This window comes from Thalassobellus citreus, assembly GCF_044385915.1.
GTDB classification, from domain to species: Bacteria; Bacteroidota; Bacteroidia; order Flavobacteriales; family Flavobacteriaceae; genus Thalassobellus; species Thalassobellus citreus.
On sequence record NZ_JBISCC010000112.1, the window covers coordinates 38,189 to 63,537 of the forward strand.

Consider the following 25,349-nt stretch of genomic DNA (forward strand, 5'->3'; position numbering starts at 1 on the left):
AAAAAATAATTTTAATCATTTGTAATTCAAGGTATTACGTGTCAAAAAAAAAAAAAAAATAATTCGGTGTCAGTGGATGTAGGAATTTTTTACTAACACCGAATTAACCCCTTTTTATATGATTTTAAATGGTATGTTTTGATATCAAAAAAACAAAAAAAAACTGTAAATCATATATTTACAGTTTTTTTTTGAATTAGAATAATGCTTAAAAAGACTCAAGGCATAAGTTGCTATATAAAGTATGATATGTCTCTTCATCTATAGTGATATAAGTTTCCCATGCGTCTAATTCTTCTAGAATGTCATCCCACTGATAAAATCTAAAGACTATAAAATCATAGCTAGTAGAATGCATCAAGGTTTCTTTAGATGTTTTAAAAAATGCCATAGCAGATTTATTCGCAGATAGTATTGTCTCATATGATTTATAACTCAAATAATTAAATTTAGAAAGATTTGAGCTGCGCTTCAAACAAAATAAGTCCTTTTAATCAGGTTCATCCCATTTAATCCTTTATAGTCAACTTCCCATCCTTTAGAGATACATTTTCAGCAAACATACTATTTAAACATAGATTTCACCTCGCTATAGATCCTATTGAAGTTTAATTGTAAATCCTTTTCGGTATACGCTCTCGGCGGCTTTGGAAGTTCCTTAATAATATGTGGCTGTTTAAAACGCACCTTTTTATCCTTGCCATCCGCAAACACGATAAACTCCCCTTGCTTCAATCTAAAAAAGATTTCTGCTCGTCTTTTAGGCACTTCTCTTTCGCCTTTAGTAATTCGGGCTTCCCAGGTTAGCCCGGTTCCTTTACTTATACTTTTGGTTGGATTCTTCACGATCTCGAAGAAACGCTCATAGTATTTAGCGGTATCCGGATCATTAACTTTCCCAAAGAACTGATAGGACAGATTACTAAGTATGGCTCTACTAGCTTTTTCACCATATAACATATCGTTCTGTATTTTATCTTGCATGACATACACTGTTGCGATATCATAGCTTCTTAGGGTCGCTGGGATGCGGTGCATATGTAAAAGTCTGATGGTTGGCGCTTCCTCTAATAATATAAAAGAAGGCAACCGCTTTCGTTCACTTATTTGTTTGGTTATGGTATGTAAAATGGTGGCTATGACTGGTGAGAGAGAAGCATCTTTTTTAGGGTTATTGACTACACAAATAACAGCAGGGTTTTCTGGGTTATTGATATCTAGTGGAATATCATCGGAGGACAAGGCCATGAATATTTTTTTAGTACTGATTTTTTTAAAGGCATTCGCTAAGGTACTTTTCACGCCAGCGGTTTGCCGTTCGGATCCTACCCCACTGATAAAAGCATCCGCCATGGCTCTGGCGGTCAAATCTGCCTTTAAGAATTTCAAGAGGCCTTTGGTTCCCAATTGCTGATAAAGGGCTATTAAGTGTGGGATGGTACAGTAGTCCTTATAATCTGTTCTTAAACGCCAAATCAGCCCACTGATAAGTCCTTCTACCGCATCTTTAAAAAAACGTGACGTACTGTTGTTATCGGATTCTTTGGTCTCCATTAGATTTTCCAGAAGCACTCTAGACACTTCATAAACACTCTCTTCATCAGGCAAATATTTTGGAGCAATGGGGTTGACTCTATAATGAATAGGATCAAAAGAAACGATATAGAATTTGTTCCCACTGTTTAGGTATAAGGGATATGCCATTTCAGTGATTTCAAAATGCTTATAGTCATGGATAACACCGCAGAACTTATGGTCTTTAAAGTGCTTCATTAGGCTGTAGATGATACTTTCCGTTTTGCCACTACCTGCTGCTGCAATGATTGAGATGCCGCGTCTAATATTTTCCAGAACGAGATTAGCTCCACGGGTTTTCATCACCACTTTGTATTCTTTTCGGATGATCTGATTTTCAGTGCTCCCGCCATAAACATAGCACACCAGGTTTATAAATTGCCAGGGTACAACCATAAGGAGAATGGCTTTTAATAAGGCGTGAAAGTCCATCATCACCCCGATAATTACAGAAGCTAGAATCAGACACATGAATATCATAAAAATCCCATGACGCACATATTTGTTGACCATATAAGAGATGAGTCCTCCTAAGATCAATGCTGGAATTAACACGTGTAAGCTTACCATAATATTTAGTTTAAACGCCTATAGAGCCCGAGTTCATAGCGGTTTCCACACCTCTTTTGAGTTTCATAAGGGCTTTATAAGCTAGTTGTACTTTATTAGTTGGAATGGTTGGCAGATTAACGCCTGCTTTGAATAACATTTTAAATGCGACTTGTTTTTCTGTCGTCGGCAGTCCAGCTAGCATCGCTAGAAAGCGCTTGGGATCTTTATCCAATATATTTCTGGCTTTATAACTTTCGACAAAGTTTCGCTTATAATGAAAGGTCTTATCGAAAGTCTTTTCAGCTGCCTTATAAAATTGGTCCCGATTAAACCCTTGCTTTATTGTTTTTCCATTTAAAATAGTCTCAGCCGCTTTATGCTGCGATAAGGGCGATAACTTGAACGTGTTAGTTACATCTTTATGACTGACGATGATATGGACATGGTTTTGCATGCCTTCTTTTTTCATACCCCGTACAATACGTTTCCCATCAATCTTATGAGGCGCATCGGTTTCCAAACGGTCGATCTCTTTTTTAATGCGCTTTATGTCGCCTGTTGATTCCCCGTTTTCAATAGCTCGTATGTCCTTTTTAAGTTTTAATATTTTGGTAGCATAGGGTTGGTTCTCTCGTATTTCCCTATCGGTACCCTTAAACGTTCTTTGCTTTTCAATTTTAGCATAGTATTTTATAACATCCACCTCAACCTGCTCATTTCTATGGAAAGACCTCGCATAATCCTTCATCATTTCCCTGACGTATAGACGTAGTTTCTCAGGATCATTATTGATGGCTTTCAATTCCTTTTGAGATGGACTGACCACCATGGAATAAAACTTGGGGGCTTTCTTATTAAGTTTGGACGTGTTAGAATCTATTTCGGTAATTACTTCATCTGCACTGATGTGATCATGGTACTGGTCAAAAAAAGAGTCCTGAAGTTCCGGATTGTTCTCCTGGTTTTCTTTTTCCAGATAGTTTACAAAATCCCGTACACTGCCGCTAAAATTTTCGCCTTGTTGTTGTTTACTAATGGCTATATACATCCTTATGCATTTTTGATACTACGTTTATACTTTTCTATTTCTTCCAGTGTGAGCTCCAGTTTTAAATAATCCTTCCCAAAACTGTGCTTGACTTCTTTGACTTTACTCAGCACATGACTAAAATCGGCTTTAAGCCCTTCCATTTTTTCCTCCAGCCGGTCATATCGTATTTTGGGAATGGTAGTTTCTTCTTCCCAAGCTTCTCCCCTTTCTACATCCTCAAACTTGGTCTCTATAAATTCAAAATCGTCGTCCAAAAATTCATTATCATGTTCCTCCTCAAATTGTTGTTCAAACAGGGATTGTAACATAGCAACTGTTGGTAGGGTTTGGCTTTTTTCAATGTCTCTAATGATGGCAATGGCATTACCAATCCTTTTTTTGATTCTAATTTCTATAGCGCTGAGACTTCCATCAATTGAGTCCATCGGAGATAACTCATGAACCTCAAAAAAATCTAGCATGGATTCCAAAGCTTCGGTATGGGTGCGGGCAAGTTGTATAGAGAACTTTCTGAACCTATTGGCAACCTTAATTTTAAATCGTACAGTAGAAAACGTATCCATAATTTTTATTACTTGGCGCTTTTTGACGCAAAAAACGACCGTTTTATTGGGGTTTCGAGGGTTTTGCGTCAAATCATCCTATTTCTTTTTTTTACCAACCCCATAAAACACCTTTAAACATTAACTTTACGGAGTACATGAGACATGTAGCGTTGCGTGAGCACGCTACCCTCTTGCTTCTCCATTTCGGTAGGCAAGGCGTACCAAAATTCCAAACAACCAGATTATCATTTAGTTGCTTTTTTTTAAGCGTCCTACTTCTTTTAAAGTTATGAGATTTCCTTTTAAAACAAAAACACAAATCCCCATCAAATACCACGTTTTCTAACTATTACTTATGATTGTAATAAAAACTTAAAAACAAAACGTCCGTTTTACTAATAAGCTAGAAAAATATTGACGGCTAAGGAACTTTGTATAACAAAAAAAAGACTCTTGAATTTTTCAAAAGCCTTTTATCTATTACATGATGTTTCATGATACTCCTATATATTAAAAACATATTGGTAGTTATATAAATTTTTCACTGCCTCTTCATATAGAATCGTATCATAATCCAAATGATTTTCTATAGCATAGGCTTTTAAATCATTTCCATAGTGTTGCTCCACATCCTGTTTTGAATTTTGAAGCAAACGGTCTTGGGTTTCAGCATCGAGGTTGGTATAATTCAAATAGATCATAATCATGGCATTAAATTATAATAAGCCGTTATCAGCAAAACTGTAATAATTACCATCGGGTATAATAATTAAATGGTCTAAAACATTCACATCAAACAATTTCGAAGCTTTTTTAATCTTGTCTGTTAATTGCTTATCCGCTTCACTAGGTAACAGTTTCCCACTGGGATGATTATGAACTAAAATAACGCCCACAGATAAGGTTTTGATAATAACGGCAAACAAAATCCGCATATCGATTAAGGTCCCTGTGATACCTCCCGTAGACAATTGGTAAACCCCTTTAATTTTATTAGAATTATTCAATAACAACACCTTAAAGGATTCTTGCAATCCAATTGTATCTTGATTCCATTGATTAAAAATCAAGGTTGCGGCATCCTCCGAATTTTTAACAATCATGGCTTTAGACATGCTTATTTTTTCTCGGTAACTAATCTGTATTTCGTTAACGGTGCCTTTACACATTTCTGAATATGTATTTTGTAATTCGTGCCTTTTTGTTTTCATTGTTTCTCTGTATTATTAGATTAACCCCAATAGCAATCGAGAAAAAAAGCAGGTGTACCCATCTAAAGTAACACCCACTTTTTTTTTGCTATTTAGTGACATTCGCATTCCCTTTAATACCCAAAAGCAGGATTTCATCAATGACCACTTCGGTAATAAATCTTTTCTCTCCGGCTTTGGTTTCAAACGAACGAGAAGTCAATTTGCCTTTTAAGACCACTTCTTTTCCTTTACTTACATACTTTTCTACGATTACAGCAACCTTTCCCCATGCCACAATACTGTGCCATTGTGTGTTTGTCACTTTTTCTCCTTTAGAATCCTTATAAAATTCATTGGTAGCCAATGAAAATTTAGCGACTTTCTTTCCGCTGTCTAGGTTCGTAATTTCAGTCTCGTTTCCAACGTTGCCAATTAACTGCACATTGTTTTTTAGCGTACTCATAATTAAAAAATTTAAAGATTAATGAACCTATCTGAACGATTCAGACAAGCTTTATTATTGATTTACTTATGATATCCAGAGCGTTTTCCTTTTTTTGTTTTTTTATCTTGTGTTCCGCTTCCTTTTTATTGATTTTGTATGATTTCATAAGATTCTTTTTAGATTTACTTCCCATAGAGCCGTCACTGTTACCTTCTTTTTGTTGCTTAGTGCGTTTCAATATTCAGCTTTGTTAAGACATATAAAAAGTGCGAGCGCAGTCGAAGTGAGCCTGGTTATGCTGTCGTTCAAAGCTGAATGTTGTTATTTTGCTGTCAAAAAAAGGTATAGTGGTGATGGCTCAGGATGTGAGTCTAAAGTCTTTGTGAAATACAAAATCATAGGAAGTAGAACACCATGACAAATACATTTTTATCCTATGTAGCGGACTTGATTCACGCTTTTTACTTGGAATATAGTCCTTCTATTGAGTTCCCAATACGTTTTATTTCCAGCAAAGCAGAAAGGCTTAACGGAATAAAAAATCAAAAGTGTGAATTATGTCTAAGACTTTTTTAGGAAGCTTTTTTCTCGGAATGAAGCTTTTTGCGAAATACAGAGGAATGTGCTGAATATACTAGTAGCAGTTTTAATAGTATTCTTAGTTAATCAATTTTACTCATGAGAAGGTTCAAAAGCGTCATCATATAGCAACTATATTAATCACTAATACACTTAATAATAGCCCTATATCTTTTCAACTAATAATTCATCTTATTAATGAGAAATTCGAACGATACTGTTTAGATACACCTGCATCATTTAAATAATTTACAACAAACCAAAAATCATTTGACGGTAAATTACGCCCGTTAAATGTTCCATCCCAACCTGAACCTGAAGGTTGTATTTGTTTTATTAATTTATTATACCTATCATAAATTGATATAACTGCTTGATACTTTTCTTCATATAAATCCTTAATATTCCATGTATCATTAAACCCATCTTGATTAGGAGTAAAAAATTTAGGGTATTTTAACACCATAACATGCAAGAGTAACGGCGTACAGTTGCCTTGTAGACTCTTTATTTTAATGGTATGTTCACCAGACGATACATTATCAAAGATGTTACTATCTTGATACAATCTATCATTTAGCTGAAATTGATAATCGCCAAAATCTTGCTCTGTTATTTCTATTGTAATGATAGCATTATTTGCAAAATCATCTGTAACATTAGCTTTAGCAATCGTTTTTATTGAATATACTTGAACCCTAGACGCTTTATAGCTGCAGTTTGGCACGACATCTGGAATTTTTTTTATAGTTTCTACAAAGTAGACACCAGGTGTTTTTGTATTATAACTAACACCTTCTCCAACTAATTCATCATTCAAATACCAAAACACATCATAAGCTTCTGAATTTAAATTAGTAGATAAGGTTACAGGCTCCTCAGCAATACCAGAATCAGGGTCTAGGCAAAGAAACTGGTTTTCTATATTTAAATCTAATAAAGGATAAATTTGAACTAAAAAGGATACTTCATCATAACAATCACTATTATTTTTAGCCGTTGCTCTTACATAAATATTATAAGATCCTGGGGTGTCTATACTATATTCAGATATGCTTATTTTATCATCTCCTCCTGATTTACGATAATAACTTAAATCATACATATCAGAATCCAAAAATGTTGTGTCAAAATTTAAAGTAGGCAAAATATAATGACCACACACAACAATATCTTCATAAACAGGTAAAACAGGTGTTTTTGCAATAGTTATTAAAATATCCTCCTCATCACTACAACTATTACGTCCATCAGTTTTTTCTATAAAAACATAAACAGTTTGTGTTTCCGTAATAACTGACAATTCTGGAATACGTTCTCCTTCTCCATTTGGCCTTGAATAATACGCTCCAATAGACAACTTTGGGAGTATATAAGAATCGCAAACATAAACATCGTTAAAATCATCATCACCAAGACTAACTCCCATACAATAAACTGTGAAAAACTTCTCATTATCACACCCTTTAATATCTTCATAACTATTATATATATATATTGTTTGAGTTTCAGAAATAATTTTTCCTGCAAATAATTGCTCTCCTTGACCTCCTGATTTTGTATAATATAAGCCATGGGATAAACTTGGTAACGCATAAGAACCACATGTATATATATCATTAAAACTATCCACTTGAGGTTTCTCTCTTATTTCAACTTGAAAATCCGTTTGGTTTGAACAATCATCTAATAAAGCATAAATATAAATAGTTTGTGTTTCAGTTATAACATCTCCGGGAAACAATGCATTGCCAGTACCTGATGTACCCGTAAAATAATTACCATAATTTAAAGTTGGTAAAATATATACTTCAGCTTCACAAAGTCTAACATCCGGTATGGTATCCACTCTTGGAATAGACTTAATTGTTACATCAAAAGACAAATTGTCTGTACAGCTAGCATATTCTGAATATACATATAACGTTTGAGATTCATTTATTAAAGAGCCATCAGGAATAATAGTACCTTGCCCGAATGGTTGTGTATAATAATTAGCTACTGATAAATTAGGCAATTTATAAGAACCACAATTTTCTATATTGTTCACAGCAGGCACAAATGTTACCATAAATGAAGTTTGATTTGTACAAAACCCATCATCAGCAAATATAGTGACTTCAGTTGTTTCTGAAATGACTTCTCCTGCCATGGTTTCGTATCCATTAATAAAATAACTGTTATAAGCCTCTGTTAAAGATCTTAGCACATAGGTATCTCCAGTACAGAGTACCACATCTTCAATATCATCAACCATTGGACGGTCATGGATAGTAATATCAAACTGTTTTTCTGTACAAAAAACACCATCATGTTCTGCATAAAAAAAAATTGTTTGACTTGTATTTATAACAGTACCACTTGGTATTATTTCTGCATCTCCATCATAACCGTCTAATGCGGTATAAAAAGCACCTTCAATAACTGGAGGAATCGTTAAACTTTCACAGAAATCTAAAGGCATGTCATACTCATCAATAATAGTAACTTTAAAATTAGATTCATTTGAACAACCTTGAACATTAGGCTCTTCATAAATATAATAAACTCCAGAAGTCTCTACAATATAGCCTTCTGGTAACATTACTCCAGTTCCTTTAAAACCATTCGGAGCATCATAATACATTCCATGGGACAACGCAGGTAATTGATACATACTACAAGCTATAACATCTTCAAGAACATCTACTTGTGGTAGCCCTACAATATTAATAGCAAAAGATGTTACAACATAACATTCTGGAAATTGCTTATTAACAACCCTTACCCAAATATTCTGAGTTCCTAAATCATTAGAAAAAAGATAATTCGTAGGATCTATAATAGGAGTATTATTCAATTCATCATCTGCGGATGCATAATAATATATATCGTAGTTACTTTCAGATAGTGTTCCTAATATTTGATCATTTCTATCTGTAAAGTTTACGAAATGACTTAATCCATCATCGCATACCAAAATATCATCAGGAATACTAATTGTAAAATCTTTTGCTATTATTAAGTCAAAAACATAAATTGCTTCACAAAACCTATTCGTTTTTTTATTCCATATTTTCACATATATGCTTTCATTTCCAATACTAGAATAAGATATACTTTTATCTTGTTTTATAGCGGTATCTATAGAAACATCTACAGGCGTTAATTCCATGTAATAATATACTTCATATTTGTCTTCATCAAGACCTAACGCTTTGGCATTATTTTGCTCCAAATTAAACCTATAATTTTTTTCTCCTGAATTACAAACCCTTAAGTCTTTTGGAGGTATCACTTGAAGTTCTGAAATCACAATATCATCAGTTATAATACATGAAGTTCCCTTTTTTGTTAAACGAACACTATAGGTTCCTGGTTCATAAATAGTAAGTACACTCTTATTTTCATGAGGAATAATAATCCCATTGAAATACCAATCGTGTACATAAATATCAGCATCAAAATCCGTATTTATTTCAATATAATCTCCATCGCAAAGCTCTTTATCCTCACCTAAATCAAATGCTATATCAAACGAGCCCGAATTAATAAAAACTGCAGAATCATACCTTGAATCGTTAACATCTGCTATAACCAAACGAATTCGATAAGACCTATTAGGAATTACATCTGAAAATGCCTTTATAGCTTTTGTGTATCCTCGCATATTCATAAATGAGACATCATGATTAATAACATTATAGGTACTAAACAGTTCTGAATTTTGAGACTCACATGATGCATTATACCTAACATCTCTTACCGTAGAAACTGAAACAGGTGTCTCTGTATCATCCAACACAGCTAGATTAGTTGTTATATTGGTTGTTAAATCCGTCAATAAAAAAGCAAAAACATCTCCAAAACCACATTGCCACTCTCCATACTCATTAGATGCAAAAATAAAGTCTAACTCAAGATTATTAAAAATAGGCACAAAATCAAATTCCAAAAAAGCCACATCCGTTATAGTAGACAAAGCCCCTGAAAGTTCTTGATAAATATCTTTTAAGTAAGCATCACTATTTGTGTTTATTTGACTATCTAGATTTATACCTGTATATTTCCCTTCTGTATATTCAACCTCTCCACTTCTAAGAACAAGTCCATCTTTAAATGGAAACAAAGTACCAACTGCATTAAATTTCGCAACAGACCTATTTGAAGACACAGTAATATTGGATGCATCAGTACATGAACTGGCTAAGAGTATATTTACCAAATCTTTTGGAGTGTTACTATCAAAATTATCTACTTGTAAGACCTGAGTGTGAGCGATAAAAAAAAATAAAAAAACGAATAAAAAACTAGTGAATTTCAAATCAATTATAAAGTTGTTTAAATAAAAAAACATATATTGAGTTATTAAAAAAAACACAAAGAAATAACTGCAACATATGTATTACAAACGGGTATATTATAAAATGGACTCACTATATTAGACTGGGCATTATGTTGAGAGATTTAGAGTTACTTAAATTAACTTAGATTAGAAATGTAAAAAAAAAAAATGTAGCAGCTTAAATCTAGCAACATAATGTCCACCTTATTTATTGCAAGTCAATCTATCTATATATGTATACTAAATCTACGGCAAAAGATTTCTAATAAATGAAATTAATAATCTGAAAGCTATTCATAAATTATTACTATTATGAATTTTGATACTTGTTTCATTTATAGTTAGTATCATATACAGAAATTCAGTATAAACCTATATGTCAAATATTCTAGGTATTTTATAAGCCATACCCTCAGTAATAGCAACATGTTCTCTCCTTCATTAAGCAAACATTATACATAATAATAATTTGTAAAAATTCAGAAGTATATCATTTGATTCACAATATTAAATACTCAGCAAATAAACGAACAAAACTCATAAGTGAAATAATAATCATTTTTAAACCTCCCTTATTAAGTCTCTAAAAAAAGAAGTCTAAAAAAACCTGTTTTATATTAGTGGTCATATTAATAACACTAGCAAGAAATATGGTAATACCAATACATATAAAAACAACTATAAGGTAAAAAAAATAATAGTTGAACAAAAGCCCAACTATTATTTGAAAACAAAGTTTAATGTGTATTTAAATAAAATGACTAATTCCAAATAAAAAAATTAATTAAACAGCTGACAAAAAACAACTTCTCTTTTTTTTTAAAATCTAAAAGTAATAACTGATACTAATGACAAATAACATGTTATACAATTTAGTAAAATACAAAACACCATTTATAGCTAATGAATCCCACTTACTACTTATACATATGACCATTACTAAAAATTATAATAAATTTGAAACATCAACTTTAATGTTTAAAAATGTGAGAGGCTTTAAATATAATTTTAAGAAGTTGGTTAAATAGCAATTTACAAAAAAAGGAAGGGGATACTATCTGCTTCCTTTTTTAAACAAATCTTAAACTCAATAGATATCAGAAATACTCAATAGCTTATCTAATATTTTTTTGATTATAATATTATGAAAAATCAATTTTACATTTACATATTGTTATTAAAAAAACTATTCATGACTGATACTATTTTTAAATCAAGAAATAATAATAATAATAATAATCAACAATAATGATATACCCTTCTTTCGTATTATATGTGAATTTAGATAAACTATTATTAAAAACATGAATTAATCGAGCTAGAAAGATTCTTAAAAAGAATGAAAACATTAACATTTTTAATTATTATACTTTTAGTTATAAATTTTGCGCTTTTATTTTTTAGCGTAAATACTATAGAAAAGCCTAAAAAAACAAGATCAACATAAGCATAATTCACAGAGATTCTATTAGTTAAACTATTTAAATCAATTATTCAATATGAAAAAAGGAATGCTACTTATTCTATGTACTATAATAACACATTTTATTCAAGCACAAGAATTAGAAAGTATTTTACTAGCAGCAAAAAGTGACGCAAATAAACTTACAGAAAGCTACATAAACCCTGCTATTAAAGGCTTAATATATGGCATGAATAGTGGATGGTATCATACAGCAAAGGTGCATAAAAAACTAGGATTTGATTTGTCAATGGGTTTAAATGCATCCATAGTTCCTCAAAAAGATGAGATTATAAATTTTGCCCGTTTAGGCTTAACAAATATTTCTTCTAGCGAAACTACAAGTCCAACTGTAATTGCATCTCGTAATGGAGCGACTATGTTTGTAAATACAACTATAGAGACACCATTTGGGAAACAAGATGTAACAACATCTTTCAAAATGCCTTCTGGTATAAGTAAAGATTTACCATTAAGTGCTATACCAACACCAGCAGTGCAATTAAATTTAGGATTACCTTACAAACTTGATGTCATGTTACGTTTCGTTCCTGAAGTTGAAAATGACGATGTAAAAGGAAACTTATTAGGCTTAGGTCTAAAAAAAGAACTAACCAGTTTACTTGGTTCATTAGATAAATTACCTTTGCATGTTTCGTTATTAGCAGCATATACCTCTATGGAGGTTAATTATAAAATGAATGGGGTAAACATTCCTGGACAAAATCAACGCGCAGCATTTCAATTAGATGCTTTTACTGCACAAGCCATAGCATCTTTAAATTTTCCAATCATAAATGTTTATGGTGGTTTTGGTTATACAGGTGGTCAAGCAACATTAAACATGTTAGGAACATACAATTTAGAATACAATACTAGTTTACCTTCTCCTAATAATAAAGTAACAACAACAATTACAGACCCTATAAATTTAGATTTTAGTACAAGTGGATTTAAAGCGACTATTGGGGCTAGATTAAGTCTAGGCTTTTTTAATATTTTTGGGAATTACACTATTCAAGAATATTCTACTATTTCAACAGGAATTGCATTTAGTTTTAGATAAAACAAAATATCCTTTATCCATTTTAATTGTAATTGAATAAGATTCATTTGCTTACTTGAACAGTATATAGCTTAATATCAAATTATTATATTTTAAAATAAAAAAAGACAACAATTGCCTATTTATAATTGTTAAATAAAGAACAGCTATTGTAAAACCATCTTATACTACAAAATAAATAGCTTTTTTCTATATTAAAATTCAAAAACTTTCTTATTTATAATTTAAGACTATCAGCACTAACAACTGAATTTTAAATTCACACATAGCACTAATAAAAAACAGAACAAAACGTAATGTGTCAATTATAACTTTTTAAATCACGTTAATATATTCTGCATTTTTAAAGATATTTTTTTTTAAATTTGAGTCGTTCGATTCAAAAAAAACTAAAAAGGTAAACGTATTGCTCTCCTTTTTTAGTATAACAACATATCATTTATTGAATTAATAGTTACAAGTAAAAATCATAGTGAAACTGTATCGTCTCATTAAAAAATTTGATAAACAATAGATTAAATATAATGCCTTCTTCTTTTTTTTAATGAAAATAAAGATAGAAAAAAACTTTTTATTCTATCTTTATTTTCACCCCTATGTTTACTTTTCTCAAAATTTATTTTAGATATAAAATCTTCATAATTTTCATATTGTAAATACTTACACAATCCAAGAATAACCTTAAACTGTTTGATATTAATATCTTCATCTGTAGAATAGATCTCTTTTGCTTTGTTATAATAATTTCGAAAACTACGTTCGCCTAACACGAATCCTGCCTCTAAATGAACAGCATCTGACAAAAGTTTAGCTTTACTTATTAATGAAGGATTTTTTTCACCTAAACGAGCTCTATTTACATTTGCCTTTTTAAAGGCTTCTAGTATTAATTCTTTATGCATCAAAATAGAAGTTATAATTGTTAAAAACATTTTACTATAAATAAATTATCATGAAAAACTGCTTTCCTAAATATTTCCGCAATTTTTCCTAAAGACTTCCTAGTTAATCGCATTAATCTTATTTCATTTGTATCAGAATTAATAAAAAGCATACTTATAGTAAGTGTATTGCCTAATAATTTGAAAAAAAACTTTGTATAGAAAAGCATAATCTTTGGGAAGTAATTATACTTCTCTATACAAATCTCGTTACACTTCCCAACTAGAGAGACGTCTCTACGAAATTATCATGTATTGCTTAGCTATAAAAACCGATTGTAATAATCGAACAGCAATGCTATTGTCTAATTTTTAATAAATAAAATGAAAAAAATATATCTACTTCTTTTTACAATAACACTTAATATCGGTTTATATTCATGTACACCGCAAAGTGATAATTCAGAAAACTCAACAATAATGAAAAAAATGAGAGTTCATGGTGATGATTCAGAAATTTTGCCTGAAGAAGAAACCAGTTAATAAAATTTTAATAGAATTTTCAACGTAAATTAAGCCTAGCAAAATTTAGTTACTATTTTAGAGGAATGAAAACTTATAAGACTTCATTCCTCTTTTTTTTAATCTATATTTTAGTCTTCAATTCTAGGGCATCAGCTCAAGAAGAAACTGATAGCTTAGCCTATTATTACGAATTAAGTAAATCCAAAAACAACAAAATTTCATACAAATTAAATTGCCTTAATAAATTAATTGATTTATCACGAAAAAAGAACAATTCTGATTTTTTATTAAAGGGTCTAAACATAAAAAGTTATTTATATTCAAAAAAAGGCGATTATAATCTTGCCATATCTACAGCAAAATTATTTTTAAAAAAAAGTAAAGTATACAATGATACTTCATACATACTAATCGCTTACAAAAAACTAGCTGATTACAATAGAATTAGTGACAGTCTCTTAAATGCATTCAAATATTATAATCAACACAAAGCATTAAGTTTTATATGCAAAGATTCATTAGAAGTTATTAGAGATTTAAGATTTATATCTAGCATTCAATATAATCTTGGATTAATAAAAGAAAGTGAATCAACAGCTATAGAAGCCCTAACTTTTTTAGATCAATTATCGAACAACAAAGTAACATCTAAAGCAAAAATTGGTATTTATAACCAATTGGGTATTATATATAAAGAAATGAAGCAATACAATTATGCTTTAAGTTTTTATAACAAAATCCTAACAATAACAAGTGAAAAATCTTATTTAAATAAGGTTTACAACAATATTGGCAATTTATATAAAGCACAACAAAAATACACTTTAGCATTAAAAGAATTTAAAAAAGTATATGCTATTGCTTTAGAACTTAATAACAAAAAAGAACTTGCAAAAGCTTTAAATAATTTAGCTTTAATAAAATCGAAATTACATATCCCAGAAGCATTAAAAGAATTAGAAATGGCTTTAGAGATTAGAAAAGAAGCGAATGACCTTTTTGGGCTTTATTCTAGTTATATAACGTTAACTGAATACTTTTATGATAGAAATAATATGGTCAAGGCTAATGCCTATTCAAAATTAGCATATGCCATATCTATAAAAACAAAAAATAAATTAGATAGACAGAAAGCACTTTCTTTTATGATTGAATTTAATAATCAAGATAAAATAAGAGAATACAAAAATGTTATAGATAGCAATAACATGATAAAAAATCAAAATGAATATAATTATTCATTTATAAAGTATAATTATTATAAGAAAGAGAAAGAAGCTCAAGAAAATAATTTAAAATATACTCAAAGTGAATTAAAATTGGTAAAAGAAAAATCTCTAAAAATAGTTTATCAATTAATAGGTCTTTTAATTGCATTTATTTCTTTATTTTTTTACTTTTTTTTTAAAATAAAATACAAAAAAGAGAAAATTAAGGAAATTTATCACACGGAATCACGCATATCTAAAAGAATACACGACGAAGTCGCTAATGACATATACCAACTCATATCCAAAATAGAAGGAAATTTCAATATCAAAGAAGATATATTATATAGTTTAGAAAAATTGTACAAAAAAACTAGAGATATATCAATAGAAAATAGCGAATTAGATGTTAAAAAAAATTATGACATCTTACTTAAAGATTTAATTTTAAGCTATAATAGAGGATTTACTAATATTATTACAAAAGGTATTTCTAATATTAATTGGAAGATGATAGGAGCACTCAAAAAAATCACTCTTTACAGAATACTTCAAGAGCTTATGGTAAACATGAAAAAACATAGTCAAGCATCTAATGTTGCTATAACTATGAGTATGCATAAAAACAAAATTATCATTACTTATAAAGATGACGGTATAGGTTGTAATTGTAAAATCAAAAAAAAATCGGGGCTAGTAAATATGGAAAACCGTATTAAATCTATTAATGGAACTATTATTTTTGAATCAGATATTAATAAAGGATTTAAAACAATAATAACCATATAAATCATGTTTAAAAAAGTTTTAATTGTTGATGACCATGATGTCGTTTATGAAGGTATTCGTGTTGTTCTAAAAAAAAATGCCGTTTTGAATGTATGCACAGCTCAATATTGTGAAGAAGCAATACTAAAAATAAAAAAAGCGTTTTTAGATAAAGTTCCCTTTGATTTACTAATTGCTGATTTATCATTTAAAACAGACTATAATAATATTTTATCAGGTGAGAATTTAATAGCCTCTATAAGAATACAATATCCCAATTTAAAAATCATTGTGTATTCAATGGAAAACAGATTACAAAAAGTTAGAGACTTAATTAATATCCATAAAGTTAATGCTTTTGTTTGCAAAGGTAGAAAAGGGTCTTATGAATTAGAAAAAGCTTTAAAATGCGTTTATTCAAAAAAACTTTTTCTTTCTTCCGAAGTTGAAAATGCAATAAATCCATCTACAAATTTTGAGATAGATGATTATGATATTAAATTGATAAAACAACTCTCAATTGGTTTATCTCAAGGAGAAATAAGTAAACAATTTAAAGCACAAAAAATAAGACCCAATAGCCGAAGCGCGATAGAAAAACGCCTGTCTATACTCAAAGATATATTTAAAGCTAATAACACGATTCACATAGTCACCATTGCAAAGGACCTATCTCTAATTTAATAAATACAGATTAAATACTACATATATTTTACACAACTTCTAATAAAAATTAATCTTATTACTTTATTCTATTATAATAAAATATCAGTTATATATTTCACAATCAATAGCGTCCTAAACGTTTAAAAAAGAGAAAGGGAAATTTGTTCCTCAAAGTTACCTTTGTGGTGCAACACAAAAACCACCTTTCTCTGATGCTAAATATAACATTGTTTTCTCAAATAATCTCAAAATTAGACCGCTCAAAATTTAAGAAATTAGTCAAGACACATCAAAGTGATAAACATCAAAAAGGATTTGATAGTTGGTCTCACTTAGTCTCAATGCTATTTTGTCAATTTGCTAATAGCCAATCTTTACGAGATATAAGTAATGGATTACGTTCTACAACTGGCAATCTTAATCATTTAGGGATGCTTAAAGCACCTTCAAAATCTACTTTGAGCTATCAGAACAAAAACAGGAGTTGGGAACTTTTTAGGGATTACTATTACACACTACTTGAAGGTCTAGGACAGCAAGCTCATTTTAAACGCACAAACTTCAAGATAAAGTCAAAAATATTCTTGTTAGACGCTACAACCATAAGTCTTTGTTTAAGCCTTTTTGATTGGGCAAAATATAAGACAAAGAAAGGCGCAGTAAAAATGCATACGCTGCTTGATTATGATGGACATTTACCCACCTATGTAAATATAACAGATGTAAAACTGCTGATAACAAAGGAGCTTACGACATACCGCTACTAAAAGGGAGCGTGATTGTTGCTGATAGATTTTACAATGATTTTTCACTCTTAAATATTTGGGACAGCAATGAGGTTTATTTTGTGGTTAGGCACAAGGACAATATAAAATTTAGAACGATAAAAGAACTAGAACTATTACCAACACGTCTTAAAAGATGAAATTATTGAGCTTACAGGCACTAAAACAAAAGAGAAATACTCAAGAAAACTACGCAGAGTAGCGCTGTGGGATGAAAAAAACCAACAAACCATTGAAGTCATTACAAACCAAACATCTTGGACAGCAAACACGATAACAGAACTATATAAGGCTAGATGGGAAGTTGAAATATTTTTTAGAGACATAAAACAACAACTACATATCAAGTCTTTTTTAGGAACTAGTCAAAACGCAGTAATGATACAGATTTGGACTGCGTTAATAACCATACTGATTTTGAAAGCACTAAAAACACAAGCAAAATATGCTTGGTATTTATCAAACTTAGTCGCATTTATAAGACTAAATCTATTTGTGAAAGTAGATTTAGTCTTATAAATGGCTAGACAACCCTTTTACGAAAGAGCAACCGCCTCCTAATAAATGCATACAAGGGGTTCTTTTTTGAAAAAACAATAAAACAAGAGGTTAAACCTGTAAAATGGTTAGATTTAGTGTGCCTGAAATTTATTTAGGACAGGATTGTTTCACAATATTAATGTTATGTTTTCATTTTTAAATTAACATTTTATTAACATTAATAAATTATATTTTATGGATAACCATAAAAAAAATGCTTTATAAAATATATTTTTGTTATGTCAAATAAAACTTAAAACCCAGATTCCTAAAAACTAAATAGCGAAATGAGAACACACCTAATAATTTTTAATATAAACAAAAAAGAGCAAAAAATTAAAACTCTAATGCTGGAAATAAATAAAATTGGCTACAACAAACGTATTGACAAAAATTTGATATTAGTTAAATCTGATAAGTATGCCTATGAAATTAAAGATTATTTATTAAATCTTTTTTCTGATGGAGATAAGTTAATAGTATTTAGACTCTCGGGGGAAGCAGGATGGTATGGTATTAACTTAATTCAATCAAAATGGTTTAGAGAAAACATCTCTTTTGATTGATTAATACAACTTGCTTAATAGACTGCTATTTTATCAATAAAAATATTTTTCTCTTTATACAATTCTAAACATCATACTTTATATTGAAAAAAAACAGTTTTTAGCAACAAATTCATTTAATGATTAGACACTAAAAATTACTTAATACACAAATCGATTTCTTTCTTCCAAAACATACTTATTATTTTAAAAATTTTGACAACCAAAAAACAATAGTTAATTAAAAAGCGAATATTGATAAACTAGCAAAATACGATATAAACTATGTTAGTTTTTAATTCTTCTTATACTAAATTTAATAATATACTTTATTTTGTTAACATTTTAAGAATCATCTATTCATAGTAAATTAAATTAACTTTTAGATAACATCTATTAAACATAAAGTAATAACTGTAATTCGTTCCTCTATAAAAATCTATAGGAACTTAAAAAGTTACATAAAATAAAAACAAGGATTGAACTCTTTTTAATCTCCTAAAAATACTATTCTTTTTTAACAAAATTACCAGAATAACGATATTCTCTATAGATACTCCACTTATTACTTTGGACTTTTAAAATCAAATTTATACCTTCAATTTAGCAATTAATTTATACTTATGAATTCTAATAAATTAATCATAAAAATAGTTTTACTGTCATTTATTGTGATATCACTAGCATATTGCACTGCTAACAAAATCACTAATAATGACTTAAAAATATATAATAACATAGATTTATCACTTGTTAACGAGAACAATTGGGAAGTATCTAATGACATATTATATTACATAAATCAACACAGAATTAAAATAAAAAAAAAAATACTTACAAAAGACACATTACATGCAACAGCTTGTGCTGTAATGCATACTAAGTATATGATTGAAGAAGTTAGAGTCTGCCATGATTATTTTTTCTCAAGAAGTGATGCTTTAAAGAAAATAGGAGCTACACGAGTTAGTGAAAATGTTGCCTACGGATATACTTCAGCAGAATCAGTTGTTAATGCTTGGTTAAAAAGTGAAGCCCACAGAATAGTAATTGAAGGTGATTATTCTAATATAGGATTTGGAGTTTTAAAATCGCCAAACAATAATTACTATTACACTACATTATTTTTCAAATAAAAGCTAATAGAACATGTATAAACAGCTCTCTATCTTTTTATAAATTCGTCTTTACTAACTTTACAGTAATTGAGATTCATTAATAATACAATTCCTTATACAACTTAATGATTAATACATTACTAAATCCCCACTTAAAACCACCATATTTCTTGGGTTATTAAAAAACTGCAATAGCCTTCTGTTATTTTTTATTATTATGTTTAGAAATTTATGCTATTTTTAATAAACAATCATATTCTATAGTGTTATAAAATTTAATAATTTCATTATATACAGCTAATTTTTTTTCTTTTTTGGTAAAATTATCTAAATATTGATATTTAATCATTTCTAAAGCACAGCTTAAAGCTTCATTTTTAATATTTATAGAGAGATAATTATTCCTATCTAATATACCATATTCAAAAGTTTTTCTAATACAGTTAAACCAATCATTGCTTTCTAATTTTTTGAATAAATCTTCTTTTAATGTATCATCAAATGAAATTCCTTTAAACTTAAGTTCTAAATGTTTTTTTTCTAATAAATTAAATGTAACATTATTATTTAACTGTAAAAACATTTCGCTTTTATTATAGAATTCAAAAATGAAATCCCCTAAAGTATTGATATCATTATTATACATTAACTCATCCATTCTATTAAAAATTAACTCTGTATAATTAATGGCTATATTCTTAACTTTATCATTAACAAAATCATACCTGTTTAAAATATTTAATTTAAAACATTTAACTATGGTACTCGTAAGTGTTTTACATTTTAATTTCCGTTGTAATCTTAGATCATACTTGTAAGTTGTTTGTTCTTTTACATTTAAAAAATCAGAAATCTCAAGAATCGAACAATTATGAGCTATTAATCTTAAAAAATAGAGTTCTCTATCTGTTAATTTAACTCTTTTACCTACATGTTTAACCAAAAGTGTTTTTTTATCTAAAGTCCTCATACATTATCAACTTGTTTTTAACAAATACTTATCTCTTTTAAGTAAAAAATGAAACTCAATATTTACATATAGTGTATTCAATAAATAATAAATCATGTACTTTTTATCTGAATTACCTTTTAGTTCATTGATACAAACTATTTTTTTAGCAACTTTAGTTATATCATTATTAATATTAATGAAATGATATTGTTTCTTATCTAGAATATTAAGTTGAAAAGCAACCCTAAAAGCATTAAACCAATTATTAACATTTAGCTTAAAAAAAATATTTTTTTCGATATTTCTAAAAAAGAACATATCTGAAAGTATGATATTCTCTTCATTATATATACCTATAAATTGGTGTCGTAAAATATCAACTTCTTCACTTGTAAGTTCCGAATTCAAGTCTTTTAACGACTCTTTATTTAATTCATTTTCACAACACTTATAAAACTCTAGTAAAAACTTTTCAATTAATTTAGTTTTCAATGTTTTTTTTAGAACCTGTTCTTTAAAAATAATTTCGGTATATACTAAAGAAACACGTTTAATAACATCAGGAAAAAAATCTTCTTTTTTTACAATTCCCATTTCAAAAGCCTTACAAATTATTTCGTTCCAATCTCTAGTATTAAATCTTTCAAATATGCTATACTTAATATAATAAACACATTTTCTATCTATATCTAAAAAAATTGCAATTTTGTTATCATTGAAATTATGTATAAAAAGCTTTAAGTAGGCTAACTCATCAAAAGTTAGGTTCAATTCTCTCTGTATTATATTTTTTTTCTCTATAAACGTTTTAACCATAACAAAGTATATTAATTAAAAAAAAACGCAGCTATTCTATATGAAACAAAGGCTCATAACTTATTAACTATAAAAACAGAAAATTGCCCAACTTTATCACCTAATCTTAACAAAAAACTTAACTTTATAAAAATATTAATTGCGCTACATAACAAAAAAAGCAAAATTAAATTATTAAAAACACCCCAAAGTTATAACTGGCAAACATTACTAATATACGTTCCTTAAATCACAGCTATATAATTTAAACCTCACTTCCCTACCGATTATAACACAAAAAAGACACTTATGTGCTAAATAAGCTCACTTACAACTTTTAAAAAACTAAACACATCATATAAAGTAATTTTGTTTGATTATTTTAAAGTTTAACACTTAACAAAGTATGCTCAAGATTTTATTTTTATGTATAGCACATTTGGCTTTAGCTCAAAAATCTAACTTTATAATAAAGTCTACTTTAACTTGTGTAGGGTCTTCATCAATATCTTTAAAAAATCAAACTAAAGCATATTTTATCCAACAAAGCATTGGACAATCTGGCATTATTGGTTTAAAAGTAACAAACAAAATTTCAGCTCAACAAGGTTTTCTTAATCATATAAAACTAATTACCGTCAATAATCCTACTGTAAGCATTAAAGAAACTATAAGTTTCAATATTTATCCAAATCCAGTTATTAATTATTTAAATATTTCTTTTGAAAAAGAACCAGTTAAATCACTACAAATAGACCTTTTTAACAGTACAGGAAAGTTGATTTTTTCTAATGAATATCCACCAAACAAAAAAATCATCATTCCCCTTAATAATTTAGAAGAAGCCATGTACCTATTACAAATTAGAAGAGATAATATTAAAGCTACTAAAAAAATAATTAAAGTAAATAAATAAAATATTGAAGCATCTTTATTATTCTATATTATTTTGTTTTATACTTTCTTACCAAACTAAGGCTCAACAGGTATATTTAGAAACAGGATTATCTACCGCATCTTTTGAAAATTACAAAAATGAATTAGGGGAGAATACCTTAAATAACACGTTTTCAAAACCTCAAGAGATTCTTTTAGGTACTGGTATTATATTTAATATTTTTAAAAACAAAATAAGATGGAGTATTGGTAGTAATTATAATAAATACAGAATTAATACCAGCTTTATATTTAAAGATACAAAAACTCCCATTTTTTATGATTTATCTTTTGTTTCATTAAAAACAGGAATTAACATTTCTTTATTAAAAATTTCAAAGTTTTCACTTCAAGTACATTCAAATTATTCTTCAGAGTGGCTAACCTATGGTTCTTATAGATATGAAAATGAGTTTAAAGATTTAACAAAAGGAAAACAATTACATAATTTTTTTTTCAACTATCATCTTGGTGGAGGTATAGAGTATCGAATTTCAAAAAACACATCTTTTTATATCAATTATAACAGTAAAAAAAGTATTCAAAAAAGCAGTAAAAATCAAACAGATGAGTCTTATCAAATATATACTTCATCATTCGTTATAGGTATAATATTAGATATAGAACAACGAATTAAAAATGATAAATAGATGATTTGTAATACTATAAAAAAAAACACTAGAGGTTTTTATTATAATCTAATCACTTTAATATTTATTTTAGTTTATAAGCCCATTAGTGCCCAAACAGCTGGTATAAACTATCAAGCTCTCATACTCAATACAGAAGAGATTAAAATACCTGGAAATAACATATCTCAAAACGAAGCACCATTATATTTAGAACATGTTAATTTTCGTTTTACAATTACAAATGATTCAAATACCTCGTACTATATAGAAGAACAATCAACCATAACTGATGAGAATGGTTTAATATCTCTTATTGTTGGTGAAGGAGTCCCTATTTTTTCATCGTTTAATGATATTATTTGGGATGGCTCAACAAAATTTCTTAATGTTGAAATTAATATCCTTAAAGATAATAAAGGTTATGTTCTTTTAGATTCTCAAAGAATACTATATCTACCGCAATCCAGCTCTAACATTCCGGTTATAAACGGGCTTAATAAAAACGCTAATACTATAGAACTAGGAGGTGCCTTAACTAAAGCCACTAAAATAACAACATCTAAATCGAATACACTTGCTATAACAGGCTTACAAAATGGCAATTTAACTAATGATGACCTTGTTATAATCGACAAAACAACGGGTACTTTAAAAAAAATAACAGCATCTTCTTTATTACAAGAAAAACAAAAATTAATTATTGCAAATGATGGCCAAACAGAATTTAAGCCACCATTACCTATTGATAACTCTGAAAAAATAAATGTTTATAGAAATGGTGTTAAAATAGGTTTTACCATTTTAAGTACTACAACCATCAAGTTAGAAACTGGAGTTATTTGCTACCAAAATGATGAAATACGAATCGTACAATTTTATTAATAATCAACTAAAAAAAACAATTATGAATACAATCATTTCTAAATTTAAAATTATGAAAACACGAATTACAAAACCATTAAAATTTGCATTCTTTGCAATAATTATGCTAGGCTTTAGTGCAGCTAATGCTCAATCAACAAGTGATGTTTCTAAAGAAACAACAGCAATAAAAGTTATTGACAATAAAGGTACTATTAAGTATTTTCAATCTAATAACGGTATTACACAAATAGTTAATACAACAGCTAACAAAACCACCACCACTTGGCAATTAGGAGGTGCATTAACAGATGACACTTATATTGATGCCAATGAAAACGTTTTTGCTTTAGATGGCATTGAATTAATTACTACAGAAACAGCTTCAACTGATGCTAGTACCGAATCTGACCATGGCACAGGAACAGGTTATACCTTATTAGTACGAGATGAAACTACTGGTGCCGTAAAAAAAATGCTAGCAACAGATTTAGTAAGCGGTATTAGAACAGAACATACACAAACTACAGATGCAACAGCAAACGTAGCCATTGCTGTAACAGGGTTACCTGTACTAACAGCAGGCACCACAGCCGCAAAATTATTTGTCTATAGAAATGGAGTGAAGCTACGATTTGGCACTGACTTTACAACATCAGCAGATTTGGTTACTATAACTTATGACGCTACCGATTTGCCAATGTATACCGATGACGTTATTGAGATTCAATATATTAAATAACACTTAAAAAAAGTTATTCAAATAGCTGTGTACCACTTAAAACCTATATTAATCCTTTTACTTATAACGGTTTGTGCTTCTAGTTATGCACAAACCGTTAATTTAATAGACAAAAAAGGTACCATAAAAAATATTAATTTAGATATAGGAAATATTGCTGAAATATATGATGCCACTGGAGGCCAAACCATCAATGAAGGCACTTTTTCTGATATTGAGTTTGGTACAACTGGTATTATAGATAATTCAGACTTCACTACAACTTCAAACTCTATTAGTATTCTTAAAGCTGGTCGCTATGAAATAACTTATAGAACTAGTACAGAAACAACTAACAACCAAAGAAATGGGGGGGAATTTTTTTTAGAAATAAATGGAACAGAAGCCTCTGGAACAAGAGCTTATACCTACAATAGAAATAACTTAGTTGATAAAAACACCGTTACCGTTTGTAAAATTATTCAAATAAACACAGAAACTACTATTAAAATAAAAGGACAAGTTTATGCTTCAAACCAGGGAGGTACTAGCTCTTCTTTAAATATGGTTGCAAACGGGTCTTCTTTAATTGTAAAAAGAATTAAATAACCTCTAGTAACGAGA

At 29.1% G+C, this 25,349-nt stretch carries 21 protein-coding genes and 1 pseudogene; 11 read left to right on the forward strand and 11 right to left on the reverse strand.

The genetic code is table 11. From position 1 onward, the window contains the following. Window positions 1-208: 208 nt before the first annotated feature. The 8 genes from ACH5TX_RS02570 to ACH5TX_RS02605 all read right to left on the reverse strand — a co-directional run bounded on the left by ACH5TX_RS02570 (window position 209) and on the right by ACH5TX_RS02605 (window position 10,276). Entirely contained in the window at window positions 209-475 is a 267-nt protein-coding gene (locus tag ACH5TX_RS02570; RefSeq protein ID WP_439337992.1) for a hypothetical protein, read from the reverse strand. Window positions 476-564: 89 nt separating this feature from the next. Beyond that, window positions 565-2,145, reverse strand: coding sequence for a type IV secretory system conjugative DNA transfer family protein (locus ACH5TX_RS02575; protein ID WP_439337993.1), 1,581 nt, complete (start codon window positions 2,143-2,145; stop codon window positions 565-567). A gap of 10 nt (window positions 2,146-2,155) precedes the next feature. Then, on the reverse strand, window positions 2,156-3,175 hold the full coding sequence (mobB, locus tag ACH5TX_RS02580) for a MobB family relaxase (RefSeq protein ID WP_439337994.1): 1,020 nt from the start codon (window positions 3,173-3,175) through the stop codon (window positions 2,156-2,158). A 2-nt stretch (window positions 3,176-3,177) separates the two neighbouring features. Further along, a complete protein-coding gene (locus ACH5TX_RS02585) occupies window positions 3,178-3,741 on the reverse strand; it encodes a BfmA/BtgA family mobilization protein (protein ID WP_439337995.1) in 564 nt (187 codons plus the stop codon). 485 nt (window positions 3,742-4,226) lie between these two features. Continuing rightward, window positions 4,227-4,424, reverse strand: coding sequence for a hypothetical protein (locus ACH5TX_RS02590; protein WP_439338031.1), 198 nt, complete (start codon window positions 4,422-4,424; stop codon window positions 4,227-4,229). A gap of 15 nt (window positions 4,425-4,439) precedes the next feature. Continuing rightward, entirely contained in the window at window positions 4,440-4,934 is a 495-nt protein-coding gene (locus ACH5TX_RS02595; protein WP_439337996.1) for a JAB domain-containing protein, read from the reverse strand. Window positions 4,935-5,022: 88 nt separating this feature from the next. Continuing rightward, window positions 5,023-5,379, reverse strand: coding sequence for a single-stranded DNA-binding protein (locus tag ACH5TX_RS02600; protein ID WP_439337997.1), 357 nt, complete (start codon window positions 5,377-5,379; stop codon window positions 5,023-5,025). A 748-nt stretch (window positions 5,380-6,127) separates the two neighbouring features. After that, window positions 6,128-10,276: a T9SS type B sorting domain-containing protein gene (locus ACH5TX_RS02605; protein WP_500691795.1), complete on the reverse strand. Its 4,149-nt coding sequence runs from the start codon at window positions 10,274-10,276 to the stop codon at window positions 6,128-6,130. 1,487 nt (window positions 10,277-11,763) lie between these two features. On the opposite strand from ACH5TX_RS02605, the gene ACH5TX_RS02610 reads away from it, so the two are divergent. Further along, window positions 11,764-12,792, forward strand: coding sequence for a DUF6588 family protein (locus ACH5TX_RS02610; protein ID WP_439337999.1), 1,029 nt, complete (start codon window positions 11,764-11,766; stop codon window positions 12,790-12,792). Between the two features lie 515 nt (window positions 12,793-13,307). Here ACH5TX_RS02610 and ACH5TX_RS02615 read toward each other — a convergent pair. Beyond that, the gene (locus ACH5TX_RS02615; protein ID WP_439338000.1) at window positions 13,308-13,694 is read right to left on the reverse strand and encodes a hypothetical protein; all 387 of its coding nucleotides are present in this window, start codon (window positions 13,692-13,694) and stop codon (window positions 13,308-13,310) included. Window positions 13,695-14,281: 587 nt separating this feature from the next. Between ACH5TX_RS02615 and ACH5TX_RS02620 the strand changes: the two genes are divergently transcribed. From ACH5TX_RS02620 to ACH5TX_RS02640, 5 genes and pseudogenes are all read left to right on the forward strand, one after another. Beyond that, window positions 14,282-16,195, forward strand: a complete 1,914-nt coding sequence (locus ACH5TX_RS02620) for an ATP-binding protein (RefSeq protein ID WP_439338001.1) — start codon at window positions 14,282-14,284, stop codon at window positions 16,193-16,195. A gap of 3 nt (window positions 16,196-16,198) precedes the next feature. Then, complete coding sequence (locus ACH5TX_RS02625) at window positions 16,199-16,858, forward strand: response regulator (RefSeq protein WP_439338002.1); 660 nt, start codon at window positions 16,199-16,201, stop codon at window positions 16,856-16,858. 191 nt (window positions 16,859-17,049) lie between these two features. After that, window positions 17,050-18,214, forward strand: a pseudogene (locus tag ACH5TX_RS02630) (IS4 family transposase). Window positions 18,215-18,512: 298 nt separating this feature from the next. After that, entirely contained in the window at window positions 18,513-18,731 is a 219-nt protein-coding gene (locus ACH5TX_RS02635) for a hypothetical protein (RefSeq protein ID WP_439338003.1), read from the forward strand. A gap of 602 nt (window positions 18,732-19,333) precedes the next feature. Further along, window positions 19,334-19,846, forward strand: a complete 513-nt coding sequence (locus tag ACH5TX_RS02640; protein WP_439338004.1) for a CAP domain-containing protein — start codon at window positions 19,334-19,336, stop codon at window positions 19,844-19,846. 211 nt (window positions 19,847-20,057) lie between these two features. On the opposite strand, the gene ACH5TX_RS02645 is transcribed toward ACH5TX_RS02640, so the two are convergent. Together ACH5TX_RS02645 and ACH5TX_RS02650 are read right to left on the reverse strand one after the other, a co-directional pair. Continuing rightward, on the reverse strand, window positions 20,058-20,798 hold the full coding sequence (locus tag ACH5TX_RS02645) for a LuxR C-terminal-related transcriptional regulator (protein WP_439338005.1): 741 nt from the start codon (window positions 20,796-20,798) through the stop codon (window positions 20,058-20,060). 6 nt (window positions 20,799-20,804) lie between these two features. Next, the gene (locus ACH5TX_RS02650) at window positions 20,805-21,551 is read right to left on the reverse strand and encodes a hypothetical protein (protein WP_439338006.1); all 747 of its coding nucleotides are present in this window, start codon (window positions 21,549-21,551) and stop codon (window positions 20,805-20,807) included. 430 nt (window positions 21,552-21,981) lie between these two features. On the opposite strand from ACH5TX_RS02650, the gene ACH5TX_RS02655 reads away from it, so the two are divergent. The 5 genes from ACH5TX_RS02655 to ACH5TX_RS02675 are packed head-to-tail and all read left to right on the forward strand — an operon-like array spanning window position 21,982 to window position 25,334. After that, entirely contained in the window at window positions 21,982-22,491 is a 510-nt protein-coding gene (locus ACH5TX_RS02655) for a T9SS type A sorting domain-containing protein (RefSeq protein ID WP_439338007.1), read from the forward strand. A gap of 4 nt (window positions 22,492-22,495) precedes the next feature. Beyond that, a complete protein-coding gene (locus ACH5TX_RS02660) occupies window positions 22,496-23,161 on the forward strand; it encodes a hypothetical protein (RefSeq protein ID WP_439338008.1) in 666 nt (221 codons plus the stop codon). After that, on the forward strand, window positions 23,162-24,025 hold the full coding sequence (locus ACH5TX_RS02665; RefSeq protein ID WP_439338009.1) for a hypothetical protein: 864 nt from the start codon (window positions 23,162-23,164) through the stop codon (window positions 24,023-24,025). 22 nt (window positions 24,026-24,047) lie between these two features. Then, entirely contained in the window at window positions 24,048-24,746 is a 699-nt protein-coding gene (locus ACH5TX_RS02670; protein WP_439338010.1) for a hypothetical protein, read from the forward strand. 27 nt (window positions 24,747-24,773) lie between these two features. Next, complete coding sequence (locus ACH5TX_RS02675) at window positions 24,774-25,334, forward strand: hypothetical protein (protein ID WP_439338011.1); 561 nt, start codon at window positions 24,774-24,776, stop codon at window positions 25,332-25,334. The last annotated feature ends 15 nt before the right edge of the window (window positions 25,335-25,349 follow it).